The following is an 18,969-nucleotide window of genomic DNA, read 5'->3' as shown; positions in this document are numbered from 1 at the left end:
AACATCGGCCGTCAACCTAGCCTGACAGCGTGGATCTGGAGGAACTGTCCGAGCGCATCAGAACGAACGATCCCGCCGTCGGGCTCCGCGCGGTGGGCGCCCTGCACCGGCTGGCCGAGCAGGTCGAGGCCACCTCGGTGCTGCTGGCCCGCGAGCAGGGCTGGACCTGGGAGCAGATCGGGGACGCCCTGGGCGTCTCCCGTCAGTCTGTGCACGCCAAGTACGGGAAGTGAGAACCGGCCATGTTCGGGAGCGAGAAGAGCCCCTTCGCCGTCGCCATCAAGGCGGCGGCCGACGAAGCCCGGCAGCGTGGCGACCGCCGGATCGGCACCGAGCACCTGCTGCTCGGCCTGCTGCGCACCCCTGACTCGATCACCAGCCGCGCCCTTGGCGTCGACCTCGCCACCGCCCGGCGCGCCCTGGCCGACCTGGACGCCGCCGCCCTCCGCGCCATCGGCCTCGACATCGACCCGCCACCCCCCACCCGGCCCCGCCGCCACCCCCCGGTCTCCCCCACCGCCCTCGCCACCGGGGCCCGCACCGCCCTCACCCAGGCCGTCAAGACCACCACCCGCAAGAACCGCGACACCGAGGGGCCGGCCCAACTCCTCTTGGCCTTGCTCTCCCACGAACCGCCCGACCCCGTGGCCCAGTTGCTGGACCACCTCGGCATCGACCGCCCCACCACCCGAACCCGCCTCACCCACTCAGCCGAGTAACCCGCCCCCTCGCCTCGGCCGGTTCCGCGCCGCGGTCCGCCGCGCGCCGCCGAACCGGCCCGCCGCAGTCACCACCCTCGCGATGGGGCCGCCGCCGGTCCACCGCCCCTTCCCGATGGGGCCGAGTCGGCCCACCGCCCCCTGCCGACCCGACCGGACGGGGTCCACCGCCCGGCGCCGATGCCACCGACCCGCCCGAGCCGACCTCACGCCGAGCCCTAGCCTCCCGTGGTCTGCGCGACCGCGTTGTCCCGTTCGGTTCTCTCACCGCACCCACGGCAAGCCCACGTTGAGGCCGCCTGAGCCTGGCGTGCGCCGCTGGCGGGAATCGCTCCACCTCGGCGGGCGGGTTGAGGGCGTGGGCGGAGACGCCGTGCAGCAGCGGATCCACCAAGCCAGAGGGCCTCGGGCGTGTGAGAAGTCGCGGCACCCTGACCTCGTAGGCCGCCCCCGGCATGGATCCCGCCGTGTAGACGCTGTGCCCGTCCCGCTGCGTAGACGCCGTCCCCCGAACGTGGGTGACGCCGCCAGACCGGAGCCGTGTGCAGGTCACCGCCCTTCACAGCGACCGGCCCCAAGACTCCCCGCTTTCTCCCCGCCCCAGGCCCGGGGAGCGCGAGGGGCCGGGAGGCCCCTCGCACCGGGGGGTGTGGGGGGACGCCGGAGGCGGCCCCCCACCGAGCGCAGACCGAAGCTCCAAATGCGCGAAGCGCCCTCGCGAAGGACCGAAGCCCCGGAAAGGGCCAGAAGTGCGTGGCGGAGGGCCAAGTTTTCCGGAGGGTTGTGGAATCTAGCCGAGTACGCGTGATCAAACCGGCGATGTAACACCTAGCCCGCCGCCCAGGAATGGTCTAAACGTAGGCCAAAAGGAGTCCGCATGCTGGAGCTCGTCGCAGCGTGGGCCGGGCGACCGGTTCACGAGGTTCCGATCAAGGGTGGCCTGAGCCATCGCGTCTCGCGCGTGGAGTGCGAGGACGGGCGGCAGTGGGTGCTGCGCGTGCTGGATCCGGCGGTCTGCGCGGCGGGTCTGGGGATCCCGCTGGAGCAGGAGATCGCCAACACCGAGCTGGCCGCCCGCACGGGCGTGGGTCCGTCGATCGTCGCGAGCTGGCCGGAGTACGGGACGCTGCTGCTGGAGTACGTGGAGGGGGTGACGCTCGACGCGGCCGGGGTGGCCGCGAACATCGAGGGCATCGCGAAGGCCTGCAAGGTCCTGCACGCCGGCCCGCGATTCGTGAACGACTTCTCGATCTTCGACAAGTTGCGGCAGTTCCGGGAGATCTGCCGGCAGTACGGCCTGAGCAAGCCGGACGGCTACGACGAGGTGCTCCCCGCGGTCGAGGAGATCGAGCGCGCGATGCCGCGGGTGCCGACCGTCCCGTGCCACAACGACCTGCTGGCGGGCAACTTCATCGCCACCGCGGACGGCATCCGGATCGTCGACTACCAGCTCTCGGGCAACAACGATCCGGCCTTCGAGCTGGGCGACATAGCGGCGGAGGCGGATTTCGACCCTGACCGGACGGCGAGGCTGGCCAGGGCGTACGGCATCGACGAGGCGAGGGTCCGGCTCTTCCTGATCATGTCGAACGTGACGTGGACGTTGTGGTTCTCGGTCCATCACGGGCTCATGGCCAGGCAGGGCGCCTTCGACTACGCCGCAGAGGCGGCGGAGAAGTTCGCGCGTGCCGTACGAGATCTGGACGACCCGTCCTTCGGCCAGCTCATCGATCAGACAAGGAGACACCCCCCATGACAGTCGACGAGGACGCGAAACGGCTCGCCGAGCTCGGCTACAAGCAAGAACTGGCGCGAACGTGGAGCGGCTTCTCCAACTTCGCCATCTCCTTCTCCATCATCTCCATCCTCGCGGGCTGTTTCACCACCTTCTACCAGGCGTGGAACAACGGCGGGCCGGTCGCCATCTCGTGGGGCTGGCCGATCATCTCGATCTTCATCCTGATCATCGGCCTGTCCATGTCGGAGCTCGTCTCGGCCTATCCGACGGCCGGCGGCATCTACTGGTGGGCGGCCAAGCTGGGCAAGCCGGTGCACGGCTGGTTCACCGGGTGGCTGAACCTGGTCGGCCTGATCGCGGTGACCGCGTCGGTGGACTACGGCTGCGCGACGTTCCTGGATCTGACGTTGACGCAGTTCACCGCCTGGGAGCCGAGCCTGCTGCGGGTGTTCCTGTTCTTCGTGGCGATCCTGGCCCTGCACGCGCTGATCAACATCTACAGCCACCGGCTGATCTCGCTGCTGCAGAACATCTCGGTCTGGTGGCACGTGGTCGGCGCGGCGGTCGTCGTCGGCATCCTGGTCTTCCTGCCGGAGCGGCACCAGTCGGCGTCGTTCGTCTTCACCGAGACGATCAACAACTCCGGGTTCGGCGACGGCACGAGCGGCCTGCCGTTCTGGTTCTACGTGCTGCCGCTGGGCTTCCTGCTCACGCAGTACACGATCACCGGTTTCGACGCCTGCGCGCACGTGTCGGAGGAGACGAAGGGGGCGGCGCACTCGGCGGCGCGCGGGCTCTGGCAGTCGATCTTCTACTCGGCGATCGGCGGCTGGATCGTGCTGCTGGCCTTCCTGTTCGCGGCCACCGACGTGGACGCGATCAACAAGGGCGGCGGCCAGGTGGTGGCCATCTTCAACTCGGCGCTCGACGTGGTCCCGGCGACGCTGATCCTCGGCATCTCGACGATCGGCCAGTTCTTCTGCGGGATGAGCTGCGTGACGTCGATGTCGCGGATGACCTACGCCTTCTCGCGTGACGGCGCGGTGCCGGGCTGGCGGCTGTGGTCGCGGGTGGACCGGAACCGCACGCCGGTCGCGGCGATCCTGGGCGGCTGCCTCGCCGCCCTGGTGATCACCCTGCCGGCGCTCTACGCCCCTCCCGGTACGGTCACCCCGACCGCGTTCCTGGCGGTGGTGTCGATCGCGGTGATCGGGCTCTACCTGGCCTTCCTCATCCCGATCTGGCTGCGCTGGCGGATGGGCGACGCGTTCGTCGCCGGCCCGTGGACGCTCGGGTCGAAGTACCGGGTCCTGAACCTGATCGCGATCGTCGAGATCGTGATCATCTCGATCTACTTCATCATGCCGGTCTCCCCGGCGGGCGTGCCGTTCAGCGAGAACTTCGACTGGAAGGCGGTCAACTACGCGCCCATCGCCGTCGGCGTCGTCCTGCTCGGCATCGGGCTGTGGTGGACGCTGTCGGCGAGGAAGTGGTTCACCGGACCCCGTCGCAACGTGGACGAGGTGCCGGCTCCCTAACCCGCCTCAAAGGCGGTGACGACTGCGGCGCGGACCTCGTCCATCGAGGTCCGCCCCAGTTCGCGCTGGACCGAGGTCATGTCGACGTCCGGCATCCCGCAGGCCACCGCCCAGTGCCAGGGCTCCAGGTCGCCGTCGACGTTGAGGGCGAACCCGTGGCTGGTGACGCCGCGGCTCTGCCGCATGCCGATCGAGACGATCTTGCGTCCCGTCTCGGCGGTCCAGACGCCGGTGAGCAGTTCGGAGCCGGGCGGGGTGTCGCGGCGCTCGGCCGGCAGGCCCAGCTTCCCGAGCGCCTCGACGAGCCGCAGCTCGACCTCGCGCACGTAGTCGACGATGCCCTCGCCCTCGCCGAGCTTGACGATCAGGTAGCCGACGAGCTGGCCGGGGCCGTGGTAGGTGAGCTGCCCGCCCCGGGTGGTCTCGACGACCGGGATGCCCTTGGCGGGGTCGGGCAGATGGTCCATGGGGGTCCGCCGGCCGATGGTGAAGACCTGCGGGTGGCTGAGCAACCAGAGGGTGTCGGGGCGCTCGTCGCGCTGGCGTTCGCCGACGAGCTCCCGCATCCGCTCCATCGCCTGGTCGTAGTCGACCAGGTCGTCCTGGATCAGCGTCAGGGGGCGTTGCCTCATGCTTCGAGGCTATCTCAGCGGCAACGCGATCCAGAGCACGACGTAGAGGACCCAGCCGACGACCGGCAGCAGCGAGGCCAGCAGCCACAGGACGCGCACGAGCGTGGGCGACCAGCCCAGCGACTCGGCGATCCCGCCACAGACGCCGCCGAGAACCTTGTGCTTGCTTGAGCGGTGCATGCTCTCCTCCGTGTGTTCGTGTGTTCGCCTAGGAAAACGGACACCCAGGCTCCCTTCGTTCCACTACGGACCCTGAGAAAACCCTGTCAGGGACAGCCACTCGCGGGCCGTTTCGAGATGTTCCCTGGTCAGCCCGCGCCGCGGCTCGACGTTGACGAGCAGAAATTGACCCGTCCCCTGATAGCCCCTGAGGTACTCCTCGTCCTCCAGGAAGACGTGGTCGTCGAACCACACGAACGGCCGGTCACCCACGTACTTCGCGACGTGCGGCGTCTTGAACATCTCACCCAGCTCGCTGGGCGCGTCGTGCGCCAGCGGCACCACGGGCAGCCGCGGCAGCCCGAGCCGCGGCGCGATCCACTCGTTGGCCGACTCCTCCCAGGTCGTCGCCCAGGTCAGCTCCGCGCGGGCGGCCAGGGCGAGCTCCATCAACCAGGCGCCGTGCGCCGGGTTGAGATGGACCGTGTAGTGCTCCTCGCCGATCGTGCACTCATAGCGTCTGAAGCCCGGTTGCGTGGAGAACGGGTTGAGCACGCCATCGACGTCGACGAGCAGCAGCGGGCGCCCGTACATGAGGCGATTCTCCCGGCATGCGCTCACCGGTATCAACCTTTCGACCGAGCGCCCGGCCCGACCGCGTTCCACTACCCTGGCTTGTCGATCCCGGTTCGTGAAAGGTGTTGCCACGTGGGCTGGTTGGAAGCGGTGGTTCTCGGACTGCTCCAGGGACTTACGGAGTTCCTGCCGATCTCGTCGAGCGCGCACATCCGCGTCGTCTCGGCGTTCGTCGGCTGGGACGACCCCGGGGCGGCGTTCACCGCGGTGATCCAGCTCGGCACCGAGGCGGCCGTGCTGATCTATTTCCGCAAGCAGATCTGGGAGATCATCAAGACCTGGACGCTCGCGTTGTTCAAGCCGGAGCTGCGGGGTGAGCCCGCCGCCCGCATGGGCTGGTACGTGATCATCGGCACGTTGCCGATCGTCGTGCTGGGCCTGCTGTTCGAGGACGAGATCGAGGGCGTCTTCCGCGACCTGCGGCTGATCGCCGCCACCCTGATCGTCTTCGGCCTCATCCTGCTCTTCGCCGACCGTACGGCCCGCAACAAGCTCACCCTGGAGAAGCACCTCAACCCGCTGCACGCGGTGATCTACGGTCTGGCCCAGTCGCTGGCGCTCATCCCCGGCGTCTCCCGCTCGGGCGGCACCATCACCGCCGGTCTGTTCCTCGACTACCGGCGCGAGGAGGCGGCGCGCTACTCCTTCCTCCTCGCCATCCCGGCGGTGCTCGGCTCGGGCGTCTACCAGCTCACCGACATCGGCGAGACGGGTGCGCCCGACTGGGGGCCGACCATCCTGGCCACCGTGATCTCGTTCGTGGTGGGCTACCTGGCGGTCTCGTGGTTCCTGAAGTACATCAGCACCCACAAGTTCACCCTGTTCGTGGTCTACCGGGTGGCCCTGGGCCTGTTCATCTACCTGGCCGTGGCGCTCGGCTGGATCGACCCCCTGCCGGCCGGCTGAGGCTCGGCGGCGGCCCTGCCGCGCCCCGGCAGGGCCAGCAGGACCAGCCCGACGAGGGCCCAGACGCCGAGGACGGTCAGCGGCCAGGCCAGCGCCGCGCCGTCGAAGAACACCACGTTCCTGATCGCCTCGGCGCCGGGCCCGACCGGCAGGTAGTGGCCGATCGTCGCGTACCACTCGGGGATGTAGCGTGCGCCGAGCGGCCCGCCACTGGCCGGGACGCCGACGACGACGAAGAGCAGCGCCGCGAGCCCGACGCCGCCGGGTCCGAGCAGCTTGACCAGCCCGGATCCGACCAGCGCGATGGTCAGCACCAGGCCTGAGGAGATCGCGGCCAGCGCCCAGTAGTCGCCGGGCAGCACCTCGAAGACCGAGTGCGCCAGCCAGGCGGTGGCCGACCCGGCGACCAGCGCGCCCAGCGCGAGCGCTCCGGTGCGGGCGCCGAAGCCGAGCCGGGGCGCGAGCTGGAAGAGCAGCACCGCCAGCGCGACGCCCGGGATGACCAGGCTGAGCGTGAAGAACATGCCCGCGATGCCGCCCGCGTCGGCGGGCGCGGTGGGAGCCGCGTCCTCGACCGTCAGCGGCCGGCCCTGGGCTTGGGCCGCGCCCTGGAACGCCGCGGTGATCACGTTGGCGCCCGTGCGTCCGGCCGCGGAGGCCACCACGAGCTTGCCGGCCTGCGGGTCGAGGACCGCGTCGAGCTCCCGGTCGAGCAGCGCCTGCCGCGCGGTCTCCGCCGAGGCGTAGCCGGTCAGCTCGAAGGCGCCGGGCTTGACCTTGGCCAGGGTCGCCGAGAGCTGCTCCACGACCGGGGCCGGGCCGACGACGCCCACCGGGACGCCGTGCGGGGCGGGCTTGCTGAAGGCGCCGAGGAACGACGCGGCGAAGAGCAGGCCGAGCAAAGTGACGCCCACGATGGCGCCGATGACTTTGCGCACTGAAACTCACCACCTGATGATTTCAACTGTGTTGAATTGAAGGTAGCTCAATTCACCATGGTTGAATAGCCCCCATGGGCAGGCGATCCGGGACCTCGCAGACCAGAGAGGCGATCCTCGACGCGGCCATGGCCGCCTTCGCCGAGCACGGGTACGGCAAGACGACCATCAGGGGCGTGGCGCGGGAGGCCGGCGTCGATCCGGCGCTGGTCATGCACTTCTTCGGCACCAAGGACGGCCTGTTCGACGCCGCGATCAAGGGCGGCGCGATGCCGATCCGGCAACTGCAGGCGGCGCTCGACGGCGACCCGGGACAGCTCGGCGAGCGGCTGATCACCCGCTACCTGGAGCTGTGGTCCGACCCGGAGCAGGGCCCGCTCATGCTCGCGGTGATCACCGCGGCCACGTCCACACCCGCCGCCGCCGAGCTGCTCAAGGAGCTCATGCGCGGGGAACTGCTGCGCCCGCTGATCGAGCGGCTCGGCGCCGACCACCCCGAGGAGCGGGCCGTGCTGGCCGCCACGCAACTGCTCGGCCTGGCCGTCCTGCGGTACGTGATCCGGATCGAGCCGCTCGCCTCCATGCCGGCCCCGGCGCTCGTGGCGAGCGTGGGACCGACGTTGCAGCGCTACCTGACCGGAGCCGTCGACTTCGCGGGGTAGGTCACGAAGGTGAACACCAGGGCGGCCACACCCAGCCCGGCCGCCAGCACGATCACGCCCGGCCTGCCGTACCACTCCAGGGCCAGGCCGCCGGCGACGCCGGCGAAGAAGAAGCCGACGTACTGGCTGGAGGAGAGCAGGCCCAGCCCTACCGGCACGTTGTGCGGCACCGCGGCCACCGTGCGGTACTGCTGCGACGGCCCCAGCAGCCAGCCCAGCGCCCCCCACAGGAACGACCAGACCAGGCCCACCGCCAGCGAGAGGTTGGCCAGCGGCGTCAGCGCCATCAGCGCGGTCGCCCCGGCCATGCCCAGGAAGACCATCCGCCGCGGGCCGTAGGCGTCGGTCAGCCGGCCGCCGAAGTGCGTGCCGACGATGGCGCCGATCCCCCATGCCCACAACACGGCCGGCAGCGGCAGGTCGATCAGCGCGCCGAGGTAGGTGTAGGCGCTGAAGGCGCCGGCGAAGATGAGCAACTGCGTGATCAGTACGGCGAGCAGCCCCCGGTCGGCCAGAGGCGCGAAGCGGTCGCGGATCCGCCCGGAGGCCTCCAGCCGCAGGGCCGGGACCTGGGTGGCGACACCGATCAGGCCGATCACGCCGAGCCCCGCCACCAGCCACAACGTCGCGCGCCAGTTCGTGGCGCCGAGCCAGGTGCCCAGCGGCACGCCGAGTGCGGTGGCGATGGTCAGCCCGCCCATCACCAGCGCGAGCGCCTGGCCGCGCCGTTCCGGCGGGGAGAGCGCGCTGGCCACGGCCGAGGCGGTGGGGGTGAACAGGGCGGCGCCGATGGCCGCGAGCACGCGGGTGGCCAGCACCAGGCCGAAACTCGGCGCCAGCGCGGTCAGCACGTTGCCGACGATGAAGACGACCAGGCCGGCGACCAGGACGGTCCGGCGGGACAGGCGAGCGCTCAACGCGGCCAGGACGGGCGAGAGCACCGCGTAGGACAGGGCGAAGACCGTCATCATCTGCCCGGCGGCGGCCGGGGAGACGTCCAGGTCACGGGCGATCGGCTGGACGAGGCCGGCGGTGACGAACATGCCGGTGCCGATCGCGAAATTCCCTATGGCGAGGGGATACAGGCGGCGAATCACGCTTGTCACGGTGACTTATTGTTGGATTGTTGTCAAACCTTCCAACTGACCTAAGCTGGTTGACATGTCCCTGCTCCCGCAGCCGGCCACCACGGAGATCCAGCTCACCGAGGTGCTCCGCGCGCTGGCCGACCCGGTGCGGCTCGACCTCGTCGCCCGCCTCGACCGCGACGGCGAGGAGACCTGCTTCAGGCTGGGCGTCGACACCGGGCTGCACAAGTCGACGATGTCGCACCACTACCGGATCCTGCGCGAGGCCGGCGTCGTGCTGACCCGGCAGGACGGGCGCCGCAAGTACCTGAGCCTGCGCCGCGCGGACCTGGAGGAACGCTTCCCCGGCCTGCTCGACTCCGTCCTCGCGGCGGCACTCGACCGCACGCCGTGATCCCCGACCTGCTCGCCGCCCTCACGCCCGACGGCGGCCGGGCCGTGCTGACCGCGCCGCCGGGCACCGGCAAGACCACCGTCGTCCCGCTCGCGCTGGCCGACGCCGGCTACCGCGTGCTGGTCGCCGAGCCGCGCCGGCTGGCCGTCCGGGCCGCGGCCCGGCGCATGGGCGTGAGCTACACCATCCGCGGCGAGCGCGTCACCGGCGCCGACCCGCGCGTCGAGGTCGTCACCACCGGCGTGCTGCTCCAGCGCCTGCACCGCGACCCGGAGCTGCCGGGCGTGGACGTGGTCATGCTCGACGAGTGCCACGAGCGGCACCTCGACGCCGACACCGCCCTCGCCTTCCTGCTCGACGTGCGCGAGACGCTCCGGCCTGACCTGCGCCTGGTCGCCACCTCCGCGACCGCCGACACCGCGCCCTGGTCCCGGCTGCTCGGCGACGCGCCGGTGATCGTCGGCACGGGTTCCGCGTACCCGGTCGAGACCGTGTGGGCGCCGCCGCCCCGGCCCGTCGCGCCGCCCCACGGCCTGCGCGTCGATCCCGCGCTGCTCGCGCACGTGGCCTCCGTCGTACGGCAGGCGATCGAGACCCACGAGGGCGACGTGCTCTGCTTCCTGCCCGGCGTGGGCGAGATCCGCCGGGTCGCCGCCCAGCTCGGCGGCCTGGAGGTGCTGCAGATCCACGGCCAGGCCCCGGCGCAGGCCCAGGACGCGGTGTTGCGGCCCGGCGAGCGCAGGCGCGTCGTGCTGGCCACCTCGGTCGCCGAGTCGAGCCTGACCGTTCCCGGCGTGCGGGTGGTGGTGGACTCGGGGCTGGCCCGCGAGCCGCGCACCGACCACGCGCGGGGGCTCGGCTCGCTGGTCACCGTGCGGGTCTCGCGGGCGGCGGCCACCCAGCGGGCGGGGCGGGCTGGGCGGGAGGCGGCCGGGGTGGTGTACCGGTGCTGGACGCAGGCCGAGCACGAGCGGCTCGCCGAGCAGCCGCAGCCGGAGATCGCGCTGGCCGACCTGACCGGGTTCGCGCTGCAGGCGGCCTGCTGGGGGGCGCCGGACGGGGCCGGACTGGCCCTGCTCGATCCGCCGCCCGGGGCGGCGATGGCCGCGGCGCTCAAGGTGCTGCACGCGCTCGGTGCGCTGGAGGAGGGGCGGGTCAGCGGGCTGGGGCGGCGGATGGCGTTGGCCGGGGTGCATCCGCGGCTGGCACGGGCGCTGCTGGAGGTCGGGCCGCGAGCGGCCGGTGTGGTGGCGTTGTTGTCGGAGCAGTTGCCGCGGGAGGCCGGGGACGATCTGGTCGAGCTCTGGCGTACGGCGCGCCGGGGCGGGGACGGGTTCGCGGCTCGCTGGCGGCAGGAGGTCAAGCGGCTGGAGCGCTCGACCGGGCGGGGCGGCTCCGCCGTACCCGACAAGGACGAGCAGGTGGCGGGCCTCGCTGTGGCGCTGGCGTTTCCCGAGCGGGTGGCCAGGCGGCGGGGCGGGGGCTACCTGATGGCCTCCGGCACCCGGGCGGAGCTGCCCGAGGGCTCCCGGCTGGGCACGGCGCAATGGCTGGCCATCGCGGTCGCCGACCGGCCCACGGGCGCGGCCTCGGCCCGGATCCGCCAGGCGGTGGTGATCGACGAGGAGACCGCCCGCCAGGCGCTCGACCCCACGACCACCGACGAGGTCGCGTGGCGCGACGGCGACGTGGTGGCCCGGCGGGTGACCAGACTGGGCGCGATCGAGCTCGGCGAGCGACCGCTGGAGGACGCCGACGTCCGGGAGGCCCTGCTGGCCGGCCTGCGCACGGGCGAGGTGCTGACCTGGACCCGCGAGGCGGTGGCCCTGCGCGAGCGGCTGGCGTTCTGCCACCGCGCCCTGGGCGACCCGTGGCCGGACGTCAGCGACCTGATCGCCCTGGCCGACCGGTGGCTGGAGCCGGAACTGTCCAGGGCCCGGCGGCGCAAGGACCTGGCCCGCATCGACGTCGCCCAGGCCCTGCGCCGGCTGGTCCCCTGGAACCAGCGCCTGGAGGCCGTCGCCCCCGAACGCGTCCAGGTGCCGAGCGGCGCGAAGATCCGGCTCGACTACTCCGGCGACCAGCCGGTGCTCGCGGTCAAGCTCCAGGAGCTGTTCGGCTGGACCGAGGCGCCCAGGATCGCCGGTGTACCGCTGCTGATCCACCTGCTGTCCCCCGCGGGCCGCCCGGCCGCGGTCACCGCGGATCTCGCGTCCTTCTGGCGGGAGGGATACCGTGCGGTCAGGGCCGAACTCCGCGGCCGCTATCCGCGCCATCGCTGGCCGGAGGACCCCCTCAAGGACGTGACGTGACGACCCAGCAGGCAGCACGCAACAACGCCGAGTGGTGCGACCTGATGTGCCGGGCGCACGGCCGGCCGGGCGTCTTCGGCGAACGCGCCTGGACCAACGCGCACCGCACGCCCGTCCTCTACCCGGACGCCGTCACCCTGTCGCCGGAGGCGCGGGCCGAGGACGTCCTGCCGTACATCGACCTGGGGCCGGACGCCTCGGTGAAGGACAGCTTCGCCACGCTCGACCTGACCGGCGCGGGGTTCCGGGTGCTCTTCGAGGCGCAGTGGATCCACCGCGAGCCGCGGCCCGCGCCCACCGACCTGCGCGCCCGCACCGGCACGCCGCTGGAGTGGGAGGTCGCGCGGGACGTGCGCGAGTGGGAGCGGGCGTGCTTCCCGATGTGGCCGGAGGGCGGCCTGTTCCTGCCCTCGGTGCTGGACGAGGCCGTGCTGCTGTGCGCGCGGATCGACGGCGAGATCGCCTGCGGGTCGGTGCTCAACGCCTCCGAGGAGGTCGTCGGCGTCTCCAACGTCTTCGCCTCGGCGTGCGACATCGACGCCGCCTGGGCCGGCACGCTGGCGCTGGCCGCGGATCTGTTCCCCGGCCAGGCCCTGGTCGGCTACGAGGGCGCCGACGAGCTGGCGGCCCCGCTCGCCTTCGGCTTCACCACCACCGGCCCGCTGCGCGTCTGGATCAGGTGAGCAGCCGCTCGACGCTCGCCCAGCTCGCCTCGACCGTCTCGGGTACGGCGGTGCCGACCCCCATGTCCTTGAAGCCGCTGGAGGTCGACACGCAGACCACCGGCCCGTCGAACTCTTCGCCGAGCTGCCGGTACCCGGCCAGGCCCGCGGCGCTCGACACCTCGGCCCACAGGCCCTGACCGGCCAGCCGCCGCCGGGCTGCGACCAGCTCGTCGTCGGTCAGGGTGAGCGCCGCGCCGCCGCTCTCCCGGAGCGCGACGACGCCGCGGTAGCCGCTCACGCCCGCGCCGATGGCATAGGCGAGGGAACCGGACGTGTAGCTGATCTTCGCCGCGGCGACCCCGTCGGTGAAGGCGCGGGCCAGGGGCGCGTTGACCGCCGACTCGCAGGAGTAGAGCCTCGGCGCGCTCTGCGCGATCCCCAGCTCGCGCAGCTCGCGAAAGCCCTTCCACAGCCCGTAGAGCAGCTCGGCGTACCCGGTCGGCACGAAGACCGCCGCCGGGGCCCGGCCGAGCTGGTCGTGCAGCTCGTAGGCCATGCTCTTGTAGCCCTCGGGGCCGAACGGGTGCCCGGTGTGCGTCACCGTCAGGTTGCTGACCGGGTGGTAGCCCAGCCGCTCGACGATCTGCCGCATCAGCGGCCAGCGCCCCTCGGCCGGCACCGACAACACCTTCGCCCCGTAGGCGCGCAGGAAGTCCTGGACGGCTGGGGGCGACTCCGCCGAGCCCAGCACGATCGCGTCAAGACCGGCCCGAGCCGCGTAGGCCGCGGCCGAGGCGCCGTGGTTGCCCGAGGAGGCCACCACGATGCCCGGCGCGCCCGCGCCCACGGCCGCGCTCACCGTCACCCGGTTGAGGCGGTCCTTGTGCGACCACGTGGGGTTGCGCGACTCGTCCTTGACGAACACCCCGTCCACCTCCAGCAAGGGCGTGCCGCCCTCGCCCAGCGTCGGCGCGTGCAGGGGCGGCAGCAGTTCCTGCCAGCGCGCGATGTCCGGCCCGGAGCGCACGTTCCGGAACTCCGGCGAAAGATCGGCGTAGGAGTAGTCGACCTCCACGGGGAAGGCGAGCTCGGCGGTGCTGGTCACCGGGCACCCGGAGGTCAGCGGCGGCCACAACGGGAAAGTCTGCGCCGGGTCACCCAGGGACCGTTGCGCAACAGCAAGCGACGTCATGACGGACGAGGCTATGCGACGCCACCGACATGGGGCCAAAATCAGGACATGTCATGGGCCGGAAGACCAGCGACAGAGATCGCGGAGGCGGTACGGCAGGGCGAGGTCTCAGCCGTCACCGTGGTCCGTGAACACCTCGACGTCATCGCCAAGCGCGACCAGGCGGTCAACGCCTTCCGCCTGGTCCGTGAACAGGCGCTCGACGAGGCACGGGCCCTCCAGGACCGCCGCGACCTGCCGGACCTGCCCCTCGCCGGGGTGCCGGTCGCGGTCAAGGACAACCTGGAGGTCGCCGGCGAGGCCCCGCGCAACGGCTCCCGCGCCACCTCGAAGGTCCCGGTCGCGCACGACCATCCCGCCGTCGAGCGGTTACGGGCCGCCGGCGCGGTGATCGTCGGCCTCACCAACGTCCCCGAGCTCTGCCTGGTCGGCACCGGCGACAGCCACTTCGGCACCGTCCGCAACCCCTGGAACCTCACCAGGACCGCGGGCGGCTCCTCCAGCGGCGGCGCCGCGGCCGTCGCCGCCGGGATGGTCCCGCTGGCCCTCGGCAACGACGGCATGGGCTCGCTGCGCATCCCCGCCGCCGCCTGCGGCGTGCTGGCCATCAAGCCCGGCGCCGGCCTGGTCCCGCCGCCCACGCACCCCTGGCGCGGCCTGTCGGAGAACGGCCCCATCGCCACCACCGCCGCCGACCTCGCCCTCGCCCTGTCCGTGCTGGCCGCCGACCCCGGCCTCACCGACGCCCACCGGTACGGCACGCGCACCGAACCGGCCCCCCGGATGTTGCGCTCGGTCTGGGCCGACGAGGACGAGGACTACGCCTTCCGCGCCCCCCAAGACCTGAACCGCACCAGCCCCGAGCCCTTCGACCTGCGCGTGGCGGTCAGCCCCCAGCCGCTCCCGCCCGGCCTGCCGGTGGACGCCGAGTTCCAGGCCGCCGCCCGGGCCGCCGCCGACGCGCTGCGCGTCGCCGGGCACACCGCGCTCGACCGCTCGCGCCGGCTCCCGGTCTGGCTGGGCCCCGCGACCGTCGCCGCCTGGCTCGCCTGCGCCGCCGAGGACGCCGACGAGCTCGACCGCACCCGCCTCGAACCCCGCACCCGTGCCCTGGCCCGGGCCGGCCGCCTGCTGAGGTCCCTCAACCTCGACGGCGCCCGCAGCCGGGCCCGCTGGAGCGACTACGCCGCCGACAAGTGGTTCGACACCGTCGACGTGCTGGTCACCCCGACCCTCGCCACCGTCCCGCCCCGCGCCGACCGCTGGGGGCGCCGCGGCCTGCTGCGCAACGTCCTGGTCAACGTGCGCTACGCCCCGGCCACCGGCGCCTGGAACATGTGCGGCTGGCCCGCGCTCACCGTCCCCTTCGCCACGCACAGCACCGGCCTGCCGATCGGCGTCCAGCTCGTCGCCCCGCCCGGCGGTGAACCGCACCTGCTCGGCATGGCCGCCCAGCTCGAAGCCTCCCGCCCCTGGCCCAGACACGCGCCCGGCTACTCGGCTTGACCTCAAGTCGCTTTGAGGGAACACGCTGAACGCCTGAGTTCCGATGTGAAGGAAGGCGAGCACCATGCCTGTCGTCCAGGTGAAGGCGTTCGGTCCCCCGCGGGCCTGGGCAGCCCCGAGGCCGCGGGCGCGCGGCGAGGCCAAGGTCGCCCTGGTGCGCTCGCTGGGCGATGAGCACGCGCGGCGGCTTCGCCGAGCCCGACCCGGAGGAGGCCGCCGCGCGCCGGGTGTCGCTGCACAACGCGATCACCGACCGGCGCCTCAGCCCGGACGCCGTCCGGGAACTGCTCGGCGAGGCGCTGCGGCTGACCGCCGAAGGGCGCATCCGGCCCTCGATCGGGGCGACCTTCCCGCTGGAGCGCGCCCGCGAGGCGCATCTGTCCCTGGAGGAGCGCCGCACGGTGGGCAAGTCGCTCCTGCTGATGACCCGCTGACCATGCCGAGGGCCCGGCCTGGGATCCCAGGCCGGGCCCTCCACCGCGCTGCCGTCAGGCGCCCACGGGGTGCCAGACGGTCTTGGTCTCCAGGAAGCGGGTCATCCGGTCGAGACCCGGCTCGGCCGCCCAGTCCGCCTCCGCCGGGCCGCGGAGCACCCGCTTGAGGTTGTCCGCCGCGGCCACCTCGCACTCGACGGCCAGCTCGGGGGCGGCCACGCCGCTGAGGTCGAGGCCGTTGACGTCCATGTGCGAGGCCAGCCAGGGGGCCAGCTCGGCCTGGCGGCCGGTGAGGATGTTCACCACGCCGCCGGGCAGGTCGGAGGTGGCCAGCACCTCGGCCAGAGTGATCGCGGCCAGCGGGGCGGGCTCGGAGGCGACGACCACGCTGGTGTTACCGGTGACGATCACCGGGGCGACGACCGAGACCAGGCCGAGCAGCGGATCGGCCGGGGCGATCACCGCGACGACGCCGGTGGGCTCGGGAGTGGAGAGGTTGAAGTACGGGCCGGCGACCGGGTTGGCTCCGCCGTACACAGAAGTGATCTTGTCGGACCACCCGGCGTACCAGACGAGGCGGTCGATGGCCGCGTCGACCTGCTCCAGCGCGGCCTTCTTGCCGACGCCGAGCTCGTCCACGAACTGCGCGCGGCGGCCCTCCAGCATCTCGGCGATGCGGTAGAGGATCTGGCCGCGGTTGTACGCGGTCGCGCCCGACCAGCCGGGGAAGGCCTTGCGCGCGGCGGTGACCGCGTCGCGGGCGTCCTTGCGCGAGGCGCGCGAGGCGTTGGCGAGGAAGTCGCCCTTGGAGGAGGTCACGGCGTAGGACCTTCCGCTCTCCGACCGGGGGAAGGCCCCGCCGATGAACAACTTGTAGGTCTTGCGGACGGACAGCCTGCTCATCGTGGCTCCTGGATCGGCCGGACCGGCACGAAGATCTGACCGCAGCGGCTCACTCCGCAGCGGTGCGCGAACCAGCCCGTGCGGACCGGACGCCCGGCCCGCGCGAACGCCTTGCCACGGGTGGCCTGGCGGCGGCGCCTGGTCTTCTTCTTGTACTCACACGTCAAGGTAGGCCTCCAGCCCCAGCCGCCCGCCCTCCCGGCCGTAGCCGGACTCCTTGAAGCCGCCGAAGGGCGAGGTGGGGTCGAACCGGTTGAAGGTGTTGGCCCAGACGACGCCGGCGCGCAGCCGGTCGGCCATCCACAGGATGCGCGAGCCCTTCTCCGTCCACACGCCGGCCGACAGGCCGTACGGCGTGTTGTTCGCCTTCTCCACGGCCTCGGCCGGGGTGCGGAAGGTGAGCACGGACAGGACCGGGCCGAAGATCTCGTCGCGGGCGATGCGGTGCGACTGGGCGACGCCGGTGAAGAGCGTCGGCGGGAACCAGAAGCCGCGCTCGGGCAGGTCGCAGGCGGGCGACCAGCGCTCGGCGCCCTCCGACTCGCCGATCTCCGACAGCTCGCGGATCTTGGCGAGCTGCTCGGCGGAGTTGATCGCGCCGATGTCGGTGTTCTTGTCCAGCGGGTCGCCGACGCGCAGCGTGGACACGCGGCGCTTGAGCGAGGCGAGCACCTCGTCGTACACCGACTCCTGCACCAGCAGCCGCGAGCCCGCGCAGCAGACGTGGCCCTGGTTGAAGAAGATGCCGTTGACGATGCCCTCGACCGCCTGGTCGATCGGCGCGTCCTCGAAGACGATGTTGGCCGCCTTGCCGCCGAGCTCCAGCGTCACGCGCTTGGCGGTGCCGGCGACCGAGCGGGCGATGAGCTTGCCGACCTCGGTGGAGCCGGTGAAGGCCACCTTGTTGACGTCGGGGTGCGCGACCAGGGCCGCGCCGGTCTCGCCCGCGCCGGTGACGATGTTGACCACGCCGGGCGGCAGCTCGGCCTGCACGCAGATCTCGGCGAAGGCGAGCGCGGTCAGCGGGGTGGTCTCGGCCGGCTTGAGCACCACGGTGTTCCCGCAGGCCAGCGCGGGCGCGATCTTCCACGCCAGCATGAGCAGCGGGAAGTTCCACGGGATGACCTGCCCGGCCACGCCCAGCGGGCGCGGATTCGAGCCGAAGCCGGCGTGGTTGAGCTTGTCGGCCCAGCCGGCGTAGTAGAAGAAGTGCGCGGCGACCAGCGGCAGGTCGACGTCGCGCGACTCGCGGATGGGCTTGCCGTTGTCGAGGCTCTCCAGGACGGCCAGCTCGCGGGCGCGCTCCTGGATGATCCTGGCGATGCGGAAGAGGTACTTCGCGCGCTCGGCGCCGGGCAGCGCCGACCAGCCGCCGAACGCCTTGCGGGCGGCCTGGACGGCCCGGTCGACATCGGCCTCGCTCGCCGCGGCCACCTCGGCCAGCGACTCCTCGGAGGCCGGGTTGATCGTCTTGAAGGCCTGGCCCGACCCGTCCACGAACTCGCCGTCGATGAACAACCCGTAGGACGGCTTGATGTCGACGACGTCGCGCGACTCCGGCGCAGGTGCGTATTCGAACATCATCAGTCCAAGGTGAAGTAGTCGGGACCGGCGTAGCGCCCGGTCGTGAGCTTCTGCCGCTGCATGAGCAGGTCGTTGAGCAGCGTGGAGGCGCCGAGCCTGAACCAGTCGGGCGACAGCCAGTCGTCGCCGACCGTCTCGTTGACCAGGACGAGCATCTTGATGGCGTCCTTGGTGGTGCGGATGCCGCCGGCCGGCTTCACGCCGATCTGGACGCCGGTGGCGTCGCGGAAGTCGCGCACCGCTTCCAGCATGATCAGGGTCACCGGCAGCGTCGCGGCGGGCTGCACCTTGCCGGTCGAGGTCTTGATGAAGTCGCCGCCGGCCAGCATCGCCAGCCAGGACGCCCGCCGGACGTTGTCGTAGGTGGCCAGTTCGCCGGTCTCGAGGATCACCTTCAGGTGCGCGTCGCCGCAGGCGGCCTTGACCGCGCGGATCTCCTCGAAGACCTTGACGTAGTCGCCGGCCAGGAAGGCGCCGCGGTCGATGACCATGTCGATCTCGTCGGCCCCGGCGGCGACCGCGAGCGCGGTGTCGCTCACCTTCACCTCCAGCGAGCTGCGCCCGCTGGGGAAGGCGGTGGCGACCGAGGCGACCTTGACGCCCGAGCCCTTGACCGTCTCGGCGGCGACGTGGACCAGGTCGGGGTAGACGCAGACCGCGGCCACGCGAGGCGCGTCCCCGCCGGGGTGCACCGCCTTGGTGGACATCGCCCGGACCTTGCCCGGGGTGTCGGCGCCCTCCAGCGTGGTCAGGTCGACCATGGAGATGGCCAGGTCGATGGCCTGCGCCTTCGCGCTGGTCTTGATCGAGCGAGTGCCGAGCATGGCGGCCCGCTGGTCCGCGCCGACCCGGTCGACACCGGGCAGGCCGTGCAGGAATGCTCGCAACGTCGCGTTGGAAGACGCGACGTCGGCGAGCGGAGTAGTCACAGTTGACACCCTCACAGCATCGCCGACCGGGACC

At 72.1% G+C, this 18,969-nt stretch carries 21 protein-coding genes; 11 read left to right on the top strand and 10 right to left on the bottom strand.

Annotated features, from left to right (window positions below; genetic code table 11):
• Positions 1-29 precede the first annotated feature (29 nt).
• From AB0I67_RS09500 to AB0I67_RS09485, 4 genes are all read left to right on the top strand, one after another.
• The gene (locus AB0I67_RS09500; RefSeq protein ID WP_357920246.1) at positions 30-233 is read left to right on the top strand and encodes a helix-turn-helix domain-containing protein; all 204 of its coding nucleotides are present in this window, start codon (positions 30-32) and stop codon (positions 231-233) included.
• A 9-nt stretch (positions 234-242) separates the two neighbouring features.
• The gene (locus tag AB0I67_RS09495; RefSeq protein ID WP_357920243.1) at positions 243-719 is read left to right on the top strand and encodes a Clp protease N-terminal domain-containing protein; all 477 of its coding nucleotides are present in this window, start codon (positions 243-245) and stop codon (positions 717-719) included.
• Between the two features lie 877 nt (positions 720-1,596).
• Positions 1,597-2,475, top strand: a complete 879-nt coding sequence (locus AB0I67_RS09490) for a phosphotransferase (protein WP_357920240.1) — start codon at positions 1,597-1,599, stop codon at positions 2,473-2,475.
• Entirely contained in the window at positions 2,472-3,995 is a 1,524-nt protein-coding gene (locus AB0I67_RS09485; RefSeq protein WP_357920237.1) for an amino acid permease, read from the top strand. The genes AB0I67_RS09490 and AB0I67_RS09485 overlap by 4 nt, the downstream gene beginning before the upstream one ends.
• On the opposite strand, the gene lipB is transcribed toward AB0I67_RS09485, so the two are convergent.
• The 3 genes from lipB to AB0I67_RS09470 all read right to left on the bottom strand — a co-directional run bounded on the left by lipB (position 3,992) and on the right by AB0I67_RS09470 (position 5,380).
• On the bottom strand, positions 3,992-4,627 hold the full coding sequence (gene lipB, locus AB0I67_RS09480; RefSeq protein ID WP_357920234.1) for a lipoyl(octanoyl) transferase LipB: 636 nt from the start codon (positions 4,625-4,627) through the stop codon (positions 3,992-3,994). The genes AB0I67_RS09485 and lipB overlap by 4 nt on opposite strands.
• A 9-nt stretch (positions 4,628-4,636) precedes the next feature.
• A complete protein-coding gene (locus AB0I67_RS09475) occupies positions 4,637-4,807 on the bottom strand; it encodes a PspC domain-containing protein (protein WP_357920231.1) in 171 nt (56 codons plus the stop codon).
• Positions 4,808-4,870: 63 nt separating this feature from the next.
• Positions 4,871-5,380 carry an HAD domain-containing protein gene (locus tag AB0I67_RS09470; protein ID WP_357920227.1) on the bottom strand — a complete coding sequence of 170 codons (510 nt, stop codon included), beginning with the start codon at positions 5,378-5,380 and terminating at the stop codon, positions 4,871-4,873.
• A gap of 114 nt (positions 5,381-5,494) precedes the next feature.
• Here AB0I67_RS09470 and AB0I67_RS09465 point away from each other — a divergent pair, with 114 nt between their 5' ends.
• Positions 5,495-6,328: an undecaprenyl-diphosphate phosphatase gene (locus tag AB0I67_RS09465; protein WP_357920224.1), complete on the top strand. Its 834-nt coding sequence runs from the start codon at positions 5,495-5,497 to the stop codon at positions 6,326-6,328.
• On the opposite strand, the gene AB0I67_RS09460 is transcribed toward AB0I67_RS09465, so the two are convergent.
• Positions 6,280-7,266: a hypothetical protein gene (locus AB0I67_RS09460; RefSeq protein ID WP_357920221.1), complete on the bottom strand. Its 987-nt coding sequence runs from the start codon at positions 7,264-7,266 to the stop codon at positions 6,280-6,282. The two genes, AB0I67_RS09465 and AB0I67_RS09460, sit on opposite strands and share 49 nt — an antisense overlap.
• A gap of 74 nt (positions 7,267-7,340) precedes the next feature.
• Here AB0I67_RS09460 and AB0I67_RS09455 point away from each other — a divergent pair, with 74 nt between their 5' ends.
• A complete protein-coding gene (locus AB0I67_RS09455; protein WP_357920218.1) occupies positions 7,341-7,928 on the top strand; it encodes a TetR family transcriptional regulator in 588 nt (195 codons plus the stop codon).
• On the opposite strand, the gene AB0I67_RS09450 is transcribed toward AB0I67_RS09455, so the two are convergent.
• Positions 7,895-9,025, bottom strand: coding sequence for an MFS transporter (locus AB0I67_RS09450; protein WP_357920215.1), 1,131 nt, complete (start codon positions 9,023-9,025; stop codon positions 7,895-7,897). The two genes, AB0I67_RS09455 and AB0I67_RS09450, sit on opposite strands and share 34 nt — an antisense overlap.
• Positions 9,026-9,089: 64 nt before the next feature.
• Between AB0I67_RS09450 and AB0I67_RS09445 the strand changes: the two genes are divergently transcribed.
• The 3 genes from AB0I67_RS09445 to AB0I67_RS09435 are packed head-to-tail and all read left to right on the top strand — an operon-like array spanning position 9,090 to position 12,405.
• Positions 9,090-9,410 carry a metalloregulator ArsR/SmtB family transcription factor gene (locus AB0I67_RS09445; protein WP_357920213.1) on the top strand — a complete coding sequence of 107 codons (321 nt, stop codon included), beginning with the start codon at positions 9,090-9,092 and terminating at the stop codon, positions 9,408-9,410.
• The gene (gene hrpB / locus AB0I67_RS09440; RefSeq protein ID WP_357920210.1) at positions 9,407-11,722 is read left to right on the top strand and encodes an ATP-dependent helicase HrpB; all 2,316 of its coding nucleotides are present in this window, start codon (positions 9,407-9,409) and stop codon (positions 11,720-11,722) included. The genes AB0I67_RS09445 and hrpB overlap by 4 nt, the downstream gene beginning before the upstream one ends.
• A complete protein-coding gene (locus AB0I67_RS09435) occupies positions 11,719-12,405 on the top strand; it encodes a hypothetical protein (protein ID WP_357920207.1) in 687 nt (228 codons plus the stop codon). Before hrpB ends, AB0I67_RS09435 begins: the two co-directional genes overlap by 4 nt.
• On the opposite strand, the gene AB0I67_RS09430 is transcribed toward AB0I67_RS09435, so the two are convergent.
• Positions 12,398-13,579 (bottom strand): pyridoxal-phosphate dependent enzyme, encoded by a 1,182-nt coding sequence (locus AB0I67_RS09430; protein WP_357920204.1) that lies wholly within the window; start codon positions 13,577-13,579, stop codon positions 12,398-12,400. The two genes, AB0I67_RS09435 and AB0I67_RS09430, sit on opposite strands and share 8 nt — an antisense overlap.
• Positions 13,580-13,627: 48 nt before the next feature.
• Between AB0I67_RS09430 and AB0I67_RS09425 the strand changes: the two genes are divergently transcribed.
• Positions 13,628-15,085, top strand: a complete 1,458-nt coding sequence (locus AB0I67_RS09425; protein ID WP_357920202.1) for an amidase family protein — start codon at positions 13,628-13,630, stop codon at positions 15,083-15,085.
• Between the two features lie 170 nt (positions 15,086-15,255).
• Entirely contained in the window at positions 15,256-15,519 is a 264-nt protein-coding gene (locus AB0I67_RS09420) for a zinc-binding dehydrogenase (protein WP_357920199.1), read from the top strand.
• 54 nt (positions 15,520-15,573) lie between these two features.
• Here the strand turns inward: AB0I67_RS09420 and AB0I67_RS09415 are convergent, their stop codons facing one another.
• From AB0I67_RS09415 to deoC, 4 genes are read right to left on the bottom strand one after another with little or no spacing between them, the layout of a single operon-like run.
• Complete coding sequence (locus tag AB0I67_RS09415; protein ID WP_357920196.1) at positions 15,574-16,422, bottom strand: aldehyde dehydrogenase family protein; 849 nt, start codon at positions 16,420-16,422, stop codon at positions 15,574-15,576.
• Positions 16,419-16,589: a hypothetical protein gene (locus AB0I67_RS09410; RefSeq protein ID WP_357920193.1), complete on the bottom strand. Its 171-nt coding sequence runs from the start codon at positions 16,587-16,589 to the stop codon at positions 16,419-16,421. The genes AB0I67_RS09415 and AB0I67_RS09410 overlap by 4 nt, the downstream gene beginning before the upstream one ends.
• Positions 16,579-18,006: an aldehyde dehydrogenase family protein gene (locus tag AB0I67_RS09405; RefSeq protein WP_357920190.1), complete on the bottom strand. Its 1,428-nt coding sequence runs from the start codon at positions 18,004-18,006 to the stop codon at positions 16,579-16,581. Before AB0I67_RS09405 ends, AB0I67_RS09410 begins: the two co-directional genes overlap by 11 nt.
• Complete coding sequence (gene deoC, locus AB0I67_RS09400; RefSeq protein WP_357920187.1) at positions 18,006-18,935, bottom strand: deoxyribose-phosphate aldolase; 930 nt, start codon at positions 18,933-18,935, stop codon at positions 18,006-18,008. Before deoC ends, AB0I67_RS09405 begins: the two co-directional genes overlap by 1 nt.
• Between the last annotated feature and the right edge of the window lie 34 nt (positions 18,936-18,969).

This window comes from Nonomuraea sp. NPDC050310, assembly GCF_040655795.1.
Classification (GTDB): Bacteria; Actinomycetota; Actinomycetes; order Streptosporangiales; family Streptosporangiaceae; genus Nonomuraea.
The sequence above is the reverse complement of the archived record's forward strand: the minus strand, read 5'-3'. Positions and strand labels throughout refer to the sequence as shown.